This window comes from Pseudomonas sp. I2 (assembly GCF_040984075.1).
GTDB lineage: Bacteria > Pseudomonadota > Gammaproteobacteria > Pseudomonadales > Pseudomonadaceae > Aquipseudomonas > Aquipseudomonas guariconensis_B.
This window is the reverse complement of the sequence record NZ_JBCGFQ010000084.1, coordinates 1-12,729: the sequence shown is the minus strand read 5'-3', so window position 1 is coordinate 12,729 and position 12,729 is coordinate 1. Positions and strand designations below refer to the sequence as shown.

The following is a 12,729-nucleotide window of genomic DNA, read 5'->3' as shown; positions in this document are numbered from 1 at the left end:
TCAGCAGTGAAACGATGCATCGCCGATGGTAGTGTGGGGTTTCCCCATGTGAGAGTAGGTCATCGTCAAGATTCATTTCGCAAAACCCCTATCTGCGCGAGCAGGTAGGGGTTTTGTCTTTCTGGCGCCTGGCTGGGGATTGGCGATAGGGCCGGTGCCAACAACCCCAGGCGGTCGTCCGCTAACACCCTTTGCCTATCAAGCCTTTCGTTCAACCCGCCAGGTGTCCCTTTCTTCGAGCCAGAACACTAGAATAGGGCCCACGTATCCATTCAGACCTTCGATATGCCCAATCCTGTCGATCCCGAAGCGCTGCCCCAATTACCGCTGGACGAACTCGTGGCCTGTCACGAATGCGACCTGCTGATGCGCAAGCCAGTGCTGCAGAATGACGAAAAGGCCCATTGCCCCCGCTGCGGCTACGAGCTCTACGCCCACCGCCATAACGTGGTCAATCGCAGCCTGGCGCTGGTGCTGACGGCCCTGCTGCTCTATGTGCCTGCCAACTTCCTGCCCATCATGCAGTTGCACCTGCTCGGCCAGACCTCCGACGACACCGTCTGGAGTGGCGTGGTCGGCCTGTACAACTCGCAGATGCGCGGCGTCGCCGTGGTGGTGTTCCTGTGCAGCATGGCCATCCCCTTGCTCAAGCTGCTGTGCCAACTGGTCGTGTTGCTGAGCATTCGCCTGAACATCGGACGCAGCCATGGCCTGCTGTTCTACCGCATCTATCACCACCTGCGTGACTGGGGCATGCTCGAGGTGTACTTCATGGGCGTCCTGGTGGCCATCGTCAAGTTGGTCGACCTGGCGGAGCTGACCATAGGCCTTGGCCTTTTCTGTTTCATCAGCCTGCTGCTGGTCCAGGTATGGCTGGAAGTGGTGATGTCGCCACACCAGATCTGGATCGCCCTGTCAGGGGAGGATATCCATGCGGGCGATTGATGCAGGCATCCTGGTCTGCAATGAATGCCATGAGCTGAACCGGCAGGTGCCTGGCGGCGACTCTCAGACCTGCACCCGCTGCGGCGCCGTGGTCCATGCGCGCCGCCCCAACAGCATCGTGCGCACCTGGGCCCTGCTCATCACGGCCTCGATCCTCTACATCCCCGCCAACGTGCTGCCGATCATGACGGTGAGCGCCTTGGGCCAGGGCAGCCCGGACACCATCATGTCCGGCGTCATCACCTTGCTCAAGCACGGCATGTTGCCGATCGCCGCGGTGGTGTTCATCGCCAGCATCCTGGTGCCGACCTTCAAGCTGGTCGGCATCGGCCTGCTGCTCTACTCGGTGCAGCGTCACCAGCCCTTGTCGGCGCGGCAGAGGATCCTGATGTACCGCTTCATCGAATTCATCGGACGCTGGTCCATGCTGGATATTTTCGTCATCGCCATCCTCGTGGCGGTGGTGAATTTTGGCCGCATCGCCAGTGTCGAAGCCAACCTGGGCGCCGTCGCCTTCGCCTCCGTGGTGATCCTGACGATGCTCGCAGCCTTAACTTTCGATCCCCGACTGATCTGGGACAATACGGAGTCGGATGACGACCATGAGTGACATGCCTACGGCTAAAACCCGCCCAGCTTCGAATTGGTCGGCCATCTGGATCCTGCCGCTGATCGCTTTGGTGATCGGTGGCTGGCTGGCCTGGCAGGCCTACCGTGACGCCGGTGTGGAGATCCAGGTCCGCTTCCTCACCGGCGAGGGCATCGTCGCCAACAAGACCGAAGTCATCTACAAGGGCATGTCGGTCGGCAAGGTGAAGAGCCTGGTGCTCGATGTCGAAGGCGACGGCACCGGGGTTATCGCCACCGTCGAGATGAACAAGGCTGCGGAGCCGCACCTGACCACCGGGACGCGCTTCTGGCTGGTCAAGCCGAGTGTCAGCCTGGCTGGCATCTCCGGCCTGGAAACCCTGGTATCGGGTAACTACATCGCCGTGAGCCCAGGCGAAGGCGAGAAGACCAAGCAGTTCACCGCCTTGTCGGAGGCGCCGCCGTTGTCCGACAGCGAGCCGGGCCTGCACCTGACCCTCAAGGCTGATCGCCTCGGTTCGCTCAACCGCGACAGCCCTGTGTTCTACAAGCAAATCCAAGTCGGTCGGGTGAAGAGCTACCGCCTCTCCGAGGACCAGGACACAGTAGAGGTCAAGGTCTTCATCGAGCCGGCCTACGCCAACCTGGTGCGCAAGCACACGCGGTTCTGGAACGCCAGCGGCATCAGTATCGACGCCGACCTGTCTGGTGTGAAGCTGCGCAGCGAATCCCTTGCCAGCATCGTCGCCGGCGGCATCGCCTTCGCTACGCCCGAGCACCGCAAGGACAGCCCGCCCACCGACCCGAGCCTACCGTTCCGCCTGTACGAGGATTTCGACGCCGCCCAGGCGGGGATCCGCGTCAAGGTCAAGCTGAGCGACTACGAGGGCCTGCAGGCCGGCCGTACGCCGGTCATGTACAAGGGGATCCAGGTCGGTTCGCTGAAGACCCTGAAGATCGAGGAAGACCTGTCCAGCGCCTCGGCCGAGCTGACCTTGGATCCGCTGGCCGAAGACTACCTGGTCGATGGCACCCAGTTCTGGGTGGTCAAGCCCTCCATCTCCCTGGCCGGCATCACCGGCCTGGAAGCCTTGGTGAAGGGCAACTACATCGCCATTCGTCCGGGCGAGAAGGGGGCCAGGCCGCAGCGTGAGTTCGAGGCGCGGGCAAAGGCGCCGCCGCTGGACCTCAAGGCCCCGGGTCTGCACATGGTGCTGTTCGCCGACACCCTCGGCTCCCTCGAAGTCGGCAGCCCGGTGACCTATCGCCAGGTCAAGGTCGGCAGTGTGCAGAGCTACCAGTTCGCCCGCGACAGCAAGCGCATTCTGATCGGGGTGCACATCGAGAAGGAGTATGCGAACCTGGTCAACGGCTCCACACGCTTCTGGAACGCCAGCGGCATCACCCTCTCCGGCGGGTTGTCGGGGATCAAGATCAAGAGCGAGTCGCTGCAGACCCTCATGGCCGGTGGCATCGCCTTCGACACGCCCAGGGCCGACGTGCCCCTGAAGCGGCGCATTCCACGCTTCCGTCTGCACGAGAGCCAGGAGGCCGCCGATCGCGCCGGTACCCTCATCACCATCCGTGTCGATCGCGCCGATGGCCTGAAGCCGGGCACCCCGATTCGCTTCCGCGGCCTGGACGTGGGCAGCATCGAGAGCGTCGACCTGACCGCGGACCTGCAGGCAGTCCTGCTCAGGGCACGCATCACCGCCGCGCAGGAGCGCATCGCCCGGGCCGGTACGCGCTTCTGGGTGGTCAAGCCGGCCTTCGGCCTGGTGCGTACCGAGAACCTCGATACCTTGGTGGGTGGCCAGTACCTGGAAGTCCAGCCGGCAGTGCAGGACAGGGGGCCGCAGCGTGATTTCATCGCTCTGCCCGAGGCCCCGGAAGCGGTCGCGCAGCAAGCCGGCCTGCCGCTGACGCTCAGCGCACCGCGCCGTGGCTCGATCAAGCCGGGCGTACCGGTGACCTATCGCGAGGTCACGGTGGGCAAGGTCACCGGCTTCGAGCTGGGGCAGACCGCCGACCGGGTGCTGATCCACATCCTCATCGAGCCTCGCTATGCGGCGTTGGTCCGGGGTGGCAGCCGGTTCTGGAACAGCAGCGGCTTCGGCTTCGACTGGGGGCTGTTCAAGGGCGCCACGGTGCGCACCGAGTCCCTGGAAACCTTGATCGACGGCGGCATTGCTTTCGCAACGCCCGATGGCGAGAAGATGGGTAACCCGGCACGCCCGCAGCAGACCTTTGCCTTGTTCGACAAGCCGGAGGATGAGTGGCTGCAGTGGGCACCGAAGATCCAGATCGCGAAGTGAGGCTGGCCGGTCAGGTAGGGGTTGTAAGCCTGGGGCTGCTTTGCAGCCCATCGCCGGCTCCCGCAGGGTGCGAGTCGACCGCAAATGACACAGGGGCCCTGTGTGCGTAGGCTTGCCGGCGAGCAGGCAAGCTTAGGCACCCGTTATCGATGGCAATGAACACAAATCACAGGCAACAAAAAACCGACCCTAGGGTCGGTTTTTCGACAAGCGTGTCGCTTAGGCAGCTGCAGCTTCTTTCAGCGCCTTGATGTGGCCATTCAGACGGCCTTTGTGGCGAGCAGCCTTGTTCTTGTGGATGATGCCCTTGTCGGCCATACGGTCGATTACAGGCACAGCCAGAATGTAGGCGGCTTGCGCTTTTTCGGCGTCTTTTGCGTCGATGGCCTTGACTACATTCTTGATGTAGGTACGGACCATGGAACGCAGGCTGGCGTTGTGGCTGCGACGCTTCTCAGCCTGTTTTGCACGTTTCTTGGCGGAAGGTGTGTTGGCCACCGTCGAGCTCCTCGAAAGACTTTAGGTAAATAGCAAACAAAATAGGCCGCGAATCATGCCGATCAGTCGAGCGGATGTCAAGGCCACTTGCAGGGTTCCGCCGAGTGGAGCGCAAGCGCGAAGGAATGATTCCTTTCTGCGCAGCGACCTGTAAACTCGGGAGTTTTGGCTTGCCCTGCATAGACGCGCAAGTATCGCATATTCGCGCGCCTTCTGGCAGCGCTCTCCGTCCCAGGCGTGAAACTTTTCGATGAACCTGCTCAAATCCCTGGCCGCGGTCAGCTCCATCACCATGATTTCCCGGGTGCTGGGGTTCGTCCGCGATACCATCCTGGCGCGGGTGTTCGGTGCCGGCATCGCCACCGACGCCTTCTTCATCGCCTTCAAACTGCCCAACCTGCTGCGCCGGATCTTCGCCGAAGGCGCCTTTTCCCAGGCCTTCGTGCCGATCCTGGCCGAATACAAGACCCAGCAGGGCGAGGAGGCGACCCGAACCTTCATCGCCTATGTCAGCGGCTTGCTGACCCTGTCCCTGGCCTTGGTCACCGCCCTGGGTATCCTCGCCGCGCCCTGGGTGGTCTGGGTCACCGCGCCCGGTTTCGTCGACAGCGCCGAGAAATACGAGCTGACCACCGCGCTGCTGCGGGTGACCTTTCCTTATATATTGCTGATCTCGCTGTCCTCGCTGGTCGGGGCGATCCTCAATACCTGGAACCGCTTCTCGGTTCCGGCGTTCACGCCGACCCTGCTGAACGTGGCGATGATCGCCTTCGCCGTGCTGCTGACCCCGTACTTCGACCCGCCGATCATGGCCCTGGCCTGGGGCGTGCTGGCCGGCGGCCTGGCGCAACTACTGTACCAACTGCCCGCGCTGAAGAAGATCGGCATGCTCGTGCTGCCGCGCCTGAACCTGCGCGACACCGGCGTCTGGCGGGTACTCAAGCAGATGCTGCCGGCGATCCTCGGGGTATCCGTCAGCCAGATCTCGCTGATCATCAACACCGTCTTCGCCTCGTTCCTGGTGGCCGGGTCGGTCTCCTGGATGTACTACGCCGATCGCCTGATGGAGCTGCCTTCGGGCGTGCTGGGCGTGGCCCTGGGCACGATACTGCTGCCGACCCTGGCCAAGACCTACGCCAACCGTGACCGCCAGGAGTACTCGCGGATCCTCGACTGGGGCCTGCGCCTGTGCTTCCTGCTGGTGCTGCCCTGCACCCTGGCCCTGGCGATCCTCGCCGAGCCGCTGACCGTGGCGCTGTTCCAGTACGGCAAGTTCACCGCCTTCGACGCCGCCATGACCCAGCGGGCGCTGATCGCCTATTCCGTCGGCCTGCTGGCGATCATCCTGGTCAAGGTGCTGGCCCCCGGCTTCTATGCGCAGCAGAATATCCGCACGCCGGTGAAGATCGCGATCTTCACCTTGGTCTGCACCCAGCTGTTCAACCTGGCCTTGATCGGCCCGCTCAAGCATGCCGGCCTTGCCCTGGCGATCAGCCTCGGCGCCTGCCTCAACGCAGGCCTGTTGTACTGGAAACTGCGCAGCCAGCAGTTGTTCCAGCCACAGCCGGGCTGGCCCCTGTTCCTGGCCAAGCTGGTCCTGGCGGTGTTGCTGATGTCGGCGGTGCTGCTGGTGGGGATGCACTACATGCCCGCCTGGGCGCAGGGCAACATGCCCGAGCGCTTCCTGCGCCTGGGCGGGTTGATCCTGGCAGGCGTGCTGACCTATTTCGGCTGCCTGTTCCTGTGCGGTTTCCGCCCGCGGCACTTCGCCCGCAAGGCCTTGCACTGAGGCGAGGAGCGGGCCAGGCGTCGGTTTTTCGCATTCCACGCCCCACTGTGGCGCTGCTGCCTGTCACCGGCGCCCGGGTGTGGTTATAATCGGCCACTTTATGAGCAAGAAGCGCGTTATGCAGCTGGTTCGAGGACTTCACAACCTGCGCCCCGAGCACCGGGGCTGTGTCGCCACCATTGGCAACTTCGACGGGGTTCACCGGGGCCACCAGGCGATCCTGGGGCGCCTGCGCGAACGTGGGCAGGAACTTGGCCTGCCGACCTGCGTGGTGATCTTCGAGCCGCAGCCGCGCGAGTACTTCGCCCCCGATACCGCCCCCACCCGCCTGGCCCGCCTGCGCGACAAGATCGAGCTGCTCGCCGCCGAGGGCATCGACCGGGTGCTGTGCCTGGCCTTCAACCAGCGCCTGAGCAAGCTCGGCGCCGATGAATTCGTCGAGACCATCCTGGTCGACGGCTTGGGCGTGCGTCACCTGGAGGTCGGCGACGATTTCCGCTTCGGCTGCGACCGCTCTGGCGACTTCGCCTTCCTGGTCGAGGCCGGGCGCCAGCATGGCTTCACCGTCGAGGCCGCCAATACCGTCGAGCGGGACGGCCTGCGGGTCAGCAGCACCGAAGTGCGCAATGCCCTGGCCAACGCCGACTTCGTGCTGGCCGAGCACCTGCTGGGCCGCCCCTATTGCATCAGCGGCCGGGTGCTGCACGGCCAGAAGCTGGCCCGCCAGCTCGGCACGCCGACCGCCAATATCCAGCTCAAGCGCCGCCGCGTGCCGCTGAGCGGGGTCTACCTGACCAGCGCCGAGATCGATGGCCAGGTCTGGCCAGGTGTCGCCAACATCGGCGTACGGCCCACCGTCGCCGGTGACGGGCGCCCCCATCTGGAGATTCACCTCCTGGATTTCGCCGGCGACCTGTATGGCCGGCGCCTGACGGTGGAGTTCCACCACAAGCTGCGCGAGGAGCAGCGATTCGCCTCCCTGGAGGCGCTGAAGTCGGCGATCGACGCGGACATCGCCGCCGCACGTGCCCACTGGCACGCTCAACCGCTAACGAAGAGCCTGAAATGACCGACTACAAAGCCACGCTAAACCTTCCGGACACCGCCTTCCCGATGAAGGCCGGCCTGCCTCAGCGCGAACCGCAGATCCTGCAGCGCTGGGACAGCATTGGCCTGTACCAGAAGCTGCGCGAGATTGGCAAGGACCGTCCGAAGTTCGTCCTGCACGACGGCCCGCCCTATGCCAACGGCAAGATCCACATCGGTCATGCGCTGAACAAGATCCTCAAGGACATGATCGTCCGCTCCAAGACTTTGTCGGGCTTCGACGCGCCCTACGTGCCGGGTTGGGACTGCCACGGCCTGCCGATCGAGCACAAGGTCGAGGTCACCCACGGCAAGCACCTGTCCCCGGACCAGACCCGCGAGCTGTGCCGCGCCTACGCCGCCGAGCAGATCGAAGGGCAGAAGACCGAGTTCATCCGCCTGGGCGTGCTGGGTGACTGGGACAACCCCTACAAGACCATGAACTTCGCCAACGAGGCCGGCGAGATCCGCGCCCTGGCCGAGATGGTCAAGCAAGGCTTCGTGTTCAAGGGCCTCAAGCCCGTGAACTGGTGCTTCGACTGCGGCTCGGCCCTGGCCGAGGCCGAGGTCGAGTACGCCGACAAGAAATCCCAGACCATCGACGTGGCCTTCGAGGTCGTCGATGCCGACAAGCTGGCCGCTGCCTTCGGCCTGGCGAGCCTGGCCAAGCCGGCCGCCATCGTGATCTGGACCACCACCCCCTGGACCATCCCGGCCAACCAGGCGCTGAACATCCATCCGGAGTTCAACTACGCCCTGGTCGATACCGGCGAGCGCCTGCTGGTGCTGGCCGAGGAACTGGTCGAGTCGTGCCTCGGGCGCTATGGCCTGGAAGGTTCGGTGATCGCCACCGCGCCGGGCTCGGCGCTGGAGCTGATCAACTTCCGCCACCCGTTCTACGACCGCCTGTCGCCGATCTACCTGGCCGACTACGTCGAGCTGGGCGCCGGTACCGGCGTGGTGCACTCGTCGCCAGCCTACGGCGAGGATGACTTCGTCACCTGCAAGCGCTACGGCATGCTCAACGACGACATCCTCACCCCGGTGCAGAGCAACGGCGTGTACGTGCCCTCGCTGGAATTCTTCGGCGGCCAGTTCATCTGGAAGGCCAACCCGGCCATCGTCGAGAAGCTGCGCGAAGTCGGCGCGCTGATGCACACCGAGACCATCAGCCACAGCTACATGCATTGCTGGCGCCACAAGACCCCACTGATCTACCGTGCCACCGCCCAGTGGTTCGTCGGCATGGACCGCCAGCCCAACAGCGGCGATACCCTGCGCGAGCGCGCCCTCAAGGCCATCGAAGAAACCAAGTTCGTGCCGTCCTGGGGCCAAGCGCGTCTGCACGCGATGATCGCCAACCGTCCCGACTGGTGCATCTCGCGTCAGCGCAACTGGGGCGTGCCGATCCCGTTCTTCCTCGACAAGCAGACCGGCGAGCTGCACCCACGCACCGTCGAGCTGATGGAGGAAGTGGCCAAGCGCGTCGAGCAGGAAGGTATCGAGGCCTGGTTCAAGCTGGACGCCGCCGAGCTGCTCGGTGATGAAGCCGCCCAGTACGACAAGATCACCGATACCCTGGACGTCTGGTTCGACTCCGGCACCACCCACTGGCATGTGCTGCGCGGCTCCCATGACATCGGCCACGCCACCGGACCGCGTGCCGATCTGTACCTGGAAGGTTCCGACCAGCACCGTGGCTGGTTCCATTCCTCGCTGTTGACCGGCTGCGCCATCGACAACCACGCGCCGTACCGCGAACTGCTGACCCACGGCTTCACCGTGGACGAGAGCGGCCGCAAGATGTCCAAGTCGCTGGGCAACACCATCGAGCCGCAGAAGGTCAACGACACCCTGGGTGCCGACATCCTGCGCCTGTGGGTCGCCGCCACCGACTATTCCGGCGAGATGGCCGTGTCCGAGCAGATCCTGCAGCGCAGTGCCGACGCCTACCGCCGTATCCGCAACACCGCGCGCTTCCTGCTCTCCAACCTGACCGGCTTCGACCCGGCCCGTGACCTGCTGCCGGCCGAAGAGATGCTGGCGCTGGACCGTTGGGCGGTCGACCGTACCCTGCTGCTGCAGCGCGAGCTGCAAGAGCACTACGGCGAGTACCGCTTCTGGAACGTCTATTCCAAGGTGCACAACTTCTGCGTCCAGGAGCTGGGCGGCTTCTACCTCGACATCATCAAGGACCGTCAGTACACCACTGGTGCCAACAGCGTCGCCCGCCGCTCCTGCCAGACCGCGCTGTACCACATCAGCGAGGCCCTGGTGCGCTGGATCGCGCCGATCCTGGCGTTCACCGCCGACGAGATCTGGCAGTACCTGCCAGGCGAGCGCAACGAGTCGGTCATGCTCAACACCTGGTACGAAGGCCTGGCCGAGCTGCCCGAAGGCTTCGAGCTGGATCGCACCTACTGGGATCGCGTCATGGCGGTCAAGGCGGCGGTCAACAAGGAGCTGGAGAACCAGCGCGCGGCCAAGGCCATCGGCGGCAACCTGCAGGCCGAGGTGACCCTGTTCGCCGAGCAAGGGCTCAGCGCCGACCTGGCCAAGCTGGGCGACGAGCTGCGCTTCGTGCTGATCACCTCCGCCGCCAGCGTGGTGCCGTTCGTCCAGGCGCCGGCCGATGCCGTGACAACCGAGGTCGAAGGCCTCAAGCTGAAAGTCGTCAAGTCCGGCCATGCCAAGTGCGGCCGCTGCTGGCACTTCCGCGCCGACGTCGGCAGCCATCCGGAGTACCCGGAGATCTGTGGCCGTTGCGTAGACAACATCAGCGGTTCCGGCGAGGTGCGTCACTATGCCTAACCCTGCTGCGGGGCGCTTCGGGCGCCTTGCCTGGCTCTGGCTGAGCCTGGTGGTCCTGGTCCTCGACCAGGCCACCAAGGTCTATTTCGAGGGTGCCCTGAGCCTGTACCAGCAGATCGTGGTCATCCCCGACTACTTCAGCTGGACCCTGGCCTACAACACCGGCGCCGCCTTCAGCTTCCTCGCCGACAGCTCCGGCTGGCAGCGCTGGCTGTTCGCCCTGATCGCCCTGGTGGTCAGCGCGGTGCTGGTGGTCTGGCTCAAGCGCCTGGGGCGCAACGAGACCTGGCTGGCCATCGCCCTGGCCCTGGTGCTGGGGGGCGCGCTGGGCAACCTGTACGACCGCATCGTGCTGGGGCACGTGGTCGACTTCATCCTGGTGCACTGGCAGAACCGCTGGTATTTCCCGGCCTTCAACCTGGCCGACAGTGCCATTACCGTTGGCGCGGTGATGCTGGCGCTGGATATGTTCAAGAGCAAGAAGTCCGGAGAACCTGTCCATGACTGAGACCCGTATCGGCCAGAACACCGAAGTCACCCTGCACTTCGCGTTGCACCTGGAAAACGGCGACACCGTCGACAGCACCTTCGACAAGGCACCGGCCTGCTTCAAGGTCGGTGATGGTAACCTGCTGCCCGGCTTCGAAGCCGCCCTGTTCGGCTTCAAGGCCGGTGACAAGCGCACCCTGACCATCGCTCCGGAGAACGCCTTCGGCCAGCCGAACCCGCAGAACGTGCAGGTGATGCCGCGCTCGCAGTTCACCGACATGGCGCTTTCCGAAGGCCTGCTGGTGATCTTCAACGATGCCGCCAACGCCGAGTTGCCGGGCGTGGTCAAGGCTTTCGACGACAACCAGGTGACCATCGACTTCAATCACCCACTGGCTGGCAAGACCCTGAACTTCGAGGTAGAGATCCTCGAGGTGAAGGCGCTGTAAGCCTGGAGCCGAGCATGCAAATCAAACTCGCCAACCCTCGCGGCTTCTGCGCGGGGGTCGACCGGGCGATCGAGATCGTCAACCGGGCCCTGGAAGTCTTCGGCCCGCCGATCTACGTGCGCCACGAAGTGGTGCACAACAAGTTCGTGGTCGAAGACCTGCGCAATCGCGGTGCTATTTTCGTCGAAGAACTCGACCAGGTGCCGGACGATGTCATCGTCATCTTCAGCGCCCACGGTGTTTCCCAGGCCGTGCGCCAGGAAGCGGCCGGCCGCGGCCTCAAGGTGTTCGATGCCACCTGCCCGCTGGTCACCAAGGTGCACATCGAGGTGGCCAAGTACAGCCGCGACGGCCGGGAATGCATCCTCATCGGCCATGCCGGGCATCCGGAGGTCGAGGGCACCATGGGCCAGTACGACGCCAGCAATGGCGGCTCGATCTACCTGGTCGAGGACGAGCAGGATGTCGCCAACCTGCAGGTGCGCGACCCGGATCACCTGGCCTTCGTCACCCAGACCACCCTGTCGATGGACGACACCAGCCGGGTCATCGATGCCCTGCGTGCGCGCTTTCCGAACATCGGCGGGCCACGCAAGGACGATATCTGCTATGCCACCCAGAACCGCCAGGATGCGGTCAAGCAACTGGCCGGCGAGTGCGATGTGGTCCTGGTGGTCGGCAGCCCCAACAGCTCCAACTCCAACCGCCTGCGCGAACTGGCCGAGCGCATGGGTACCCCGGCCTACCTGATCGACGGTGCCGAGGACTTGCAGCAAGGCTGGTTCGAGGGCGTCGCGCGTATCGGCATCACCGCTGGCGCCTCGGCCCCCGAGGTGCTGGTGCGTGGCGTGATCGACCAGCTCAGGGCCTGGGGCGCCAGCGGCGCCGAAGAGCTCGATGGCCGCGAGGAGAACATCACCTTCTCCATGCCCAAGGAGCTGCGGGTTCGCTCGCTGATCTGATCAGCGGCCTGCGCACAGTGGCGGATCAGCCGTCCCGGTGCGCAGGCTGATCCTGCCGCTGGGGGCGAGCACCACCTGCAAATGACTCGCTTGCGTGGTGCCCTGGCAGATCTCGAAGGTGCCCCCCAGAAACGCGCCGTTGCCACGCAGCGGAACCCCCAAGCCACTGAATTTCACTTCATTGCCCAGGTTACCGACGACCTTGAGCCTGCGGCCCAGGCGTCGCTCGTGCAGCAATTGCCCATCGTGCGCCAGCAGCGTACGCCAGCCGATCCCCCAGTCGTTTTGCAGTGCCCGAACCAGCACCGTTTGCTGTCGCAGCAAGGCATGGCCGCGTGCATTGCGCAGTGCATGTGCCAGCTCGCGGGCCGCAGCGGCCTGGTGCAGGCCTTCGCTGAGATGGTTGTAGGCCGGTATGCCCACCTGTGTCAGCAGGCTGACCAGCGCCAGCGCGCACAGGGTTTGTATCAGTGTTACTCCCTGTTGCTTCACCGTGCATTCCTCCCTGGAAGTGCTTCGCTGTAGCTTCGAGGCCGATGGGCAGAAGGTCCAGTCGGCCAGGTAGGAGAGGGCGGCAGGGAAAATTCGCAGGAGGCGCAGGATGCGGACAAAGGAATGCGGCATGACGTTGCTGGAGGTGTTGCTGGCGATGGGAGTACTGGCGCTCGGGCTGTTCGCCACCGCCGCCTTGCAAGTGCGTGCCTTGCAGGTGCTCGACAACACGCGGCGCGATAGCCAGGCGATCCACCTGGCGCAGGGGCTGCTCGAGCGGGCGAGGGCGGCGGGCCGGTTGGAGG

12 protein-coding genes are annotated in these 12,729 nt (G+C 64.5%); 10 read left to right on the top strand and 2 right to left on the bottom strand.

Translation table 11 applies throughout. The features are described from left to right. The first annotated feature begins 285 nt into the window (after nt 1-285). The 3 genes from WCE05_RS25085 to WCE05_RS25075 are packed head-to-tail and all read left to right on the top strand — an operon-like array spanning nt 286 to nt 3,848. Nucleotides 286-945 carry a paraquat-inducible protein A gene (locus tag WCE05_RS25085; RefSeq protein ID WP_225789508.1) on the top strand — a complete coding sequence of 220 codons (660 nt, stop codon included), beginning with the start codon at nt 286-288 and terminating at the stop codon, nt 943-945. Next, nucleotides 932-1,555: a paraquat-inducible protein A gene (locus WCE05_RS25080; RefSeq protein WP_225789509.1), complete on the top strand. Its 624-nt coding sequence runs from the start codon at nt 932-934 to the stop codon at nt 1,553-1,555. The genes WCE05_RS25085 and WCE05_RS25080 overlap by 14 nt, the downstream gene beginning before the upstream one ends. Next, nucleotides 1,548-3,848, top strand: a complete 2,301-nt coding sequence (locus WCE05_RS25075) for a PqiB family protein (protein ID WP_225789510.1) — start codon at nt 1,548-1,550, stop codon at nt 3,846-3,848. The genes WCE05_RS25080 and WCE05_RS25075 overlap by 8 nt, the downstream gene beginning before the upstream one ends. 219 nt (nt 3,849-4,067) lie before the next feature. On the opposite strand, the gene rpsT is transcribed toward WCE05_RS25075, so the two are convergent. After that, nucleotides 4,068-4,346, bottom strand: coding sequence for a 30S ribosomal protein S20 (gene rpsT, locus WCE05_RS25070; RefSeq protein ID WP_023382471.1), 279 nt, complete (start codon nt 4,344-4,346; stop codon nt 4,068-4,070). A gap of 250 nt (nt 4,347-4,596) precedes the next feature. On the opposite strand from rpsT, the gene murJ reads away from it, so the two are divergent. From murJ to ispH, 6 genes are all read left to right on the top strand, one after another. After that, nucleotides 4,597-6,135, top strand: a complete 1,539-nt coding sequence (gene murJ / locus WCE05_RS25065; RefSeq protein WP_225789511.1) for a murein biosynthesis integral membrane protein MurJ — start codon at nt 4,597-4,599, stop codon at nt 6,133-6,135. Nucleotides 6,136-6,253: 118 nt separating this feature from the next. Then, complete coding sequence (gene ribF, locus WCE05_RS25060) at nt 6,254-7,204, top strand: bifunctional riboflavin kinase/FAD synthetase (RefSeq protein WP_368816772.1); 951 nt, start codon at nt 6,254-6,256, stop codon at nt 7,202-7,204. Continuing rightward, nucleotides 7,201-10,032 carry an isoleucine--tRNA ligase gene (ileS, locus tag WCE05_RS25055; protein ID WP_225789513.1) on the top strand — a complete coding sequence of 944 codons (2,832 nt, stop codon included), beginning with the start codon at nt 7,201-7,203 and terminating at the stop codon, nt 10,030-10,032. Before ribF ends, ileS begins: the two co-directional genes overlap by 4 nt. After that, the gene (lspA, locus tag WCE05_RS25050) at nt 10,025-10,540 is read left to right on the top strand and encodes a signal peptidase II (protein ID WP_225789514.1); all 516 of its coding nucleotides are present in this window, start codon (nt 10,025-10,027) and stop codon (nt 10,538-10,540) included. The genes ileS and lspA overlap by 8 nt, the downstream gene beginning before the upstream one ends. After that, nucleotides 10,533-10,970, top strand: a complete 438-nt coding sequence (gene fkpB, locus WCE05_RS25045; RefSeq protein ID WP_225789515.1) for an FKBP-type peptidyl-prolyl cis-trans isomerase — start codon at nt 10,533-10,535, stop codon at nt 10,968-10,970. The genes lspA and fkpB overlap by 8 nt, the downstream gene beginning before the upstream one ends. Nucleotides 10,971-10,984: 14 nt before the next feature. Then, nucleotides 10,985-11,932 (top strand): 4-hydroxy-3-methylbut-2-enyl diphosphate reductase, encoded by a 948-nt coding sequence (ispH, locus tag WCE05_RS25040; RefSeq protein WP_225789516.1) that lies wholly within the window; start codon nt 10,985-10,987, stop codon nt 11,930-11,932. On the opposite strand, the gene WCE05_RS25035 is transcribed toward ispH, so the two are convergent. Next, nucleotides 11,933-12,424, bottom strand: a complete 492-nt coding sequence (locus tag WCE05_RS25035; RefSeq protein WP_225789517.1) for a GspH/FimT family pseudopilin — start codon at nt 12,422-12,424, stop codon at nt 11,933-11,935. Between the two features lie 109 nt (nt 12,425-12,533). Between WCE05_RS25035 and WCE05_RS25030 the strand changes: the two genes are divergently transcribed. Next, on the top strand, nt 12,534-12,729 hold a 196-nt coding region (locus tag WCE05_RS25030; RefSeq protein ID WP_368816771.1), incomplete at its 3' end, for a prepilin-type N-terminal cleavage/methylation domain-containing protein.

Excerpts from the sequence above, each read along its gene's own strand:
- WCE05_RS25085 (WP_225789508.1), top strand. The coding sequence starts at position 286 with ATGCCCAATCCTGTCGATCCCGAAGCGCTGCCCCAATTACCGCTGGAC.
- WCE05_RS25080 (WP_225789509.1), top strand. The coding sequence starts at position 932 with ATGCGGGCGATTGATGCAGGCATCCTGGTCTGCAATGAATGCCATGAG.
- WCE05_RS25075 (WP_225789510.1), top strand. The coding sequence starts at position 1,548 with ATGAGTGACATGCCTACGGCTAAAACCCGCCCAGCTTCGAATTGGTCG.
- murJ (WP_225789511.1), top strand. The coding sequence starts at position 4,597 with ATGAACCTGCTCAAATCCCTGGCCGCGGTCAGCTCCATCACCATGATT.
- ribF (WP_368816772.1), top strand. The coding sequence starts at position 6,254 with ATGCAGCTGGTTCGAGGACTTCACAACCTGCGCCCCGAGCACCGGGGC.
- ileS (WP_225789513.1), top strand. The coding sequence starts at position 7,201 with ATGACCGACTACAAAGCCACGCTAAACCTTCCGGACACCGCCTTCCCG.
- lspA (WP_225789514.1), top strand. The coding sequence starts at position 10,025 with ATGCCTAACCCTGCTGCGGGGCGCTTCGGGCGCCTTGCCTGGCTCTGG.
- fkpB (WP_225789515.1), top strand. The coding sequence starts at position 10,533 with ATGACTGAGACCCGTATCGGCCAGAACACCGAAGTCACCCTGCACTTC.
- ispH (WP_225789516.1), top strand. The coding sequence starts at position 10,985 with ATGCAAATCAAACTCGCCAACCCTCGCGGCTTCTGCGCGGGGGTCGAC.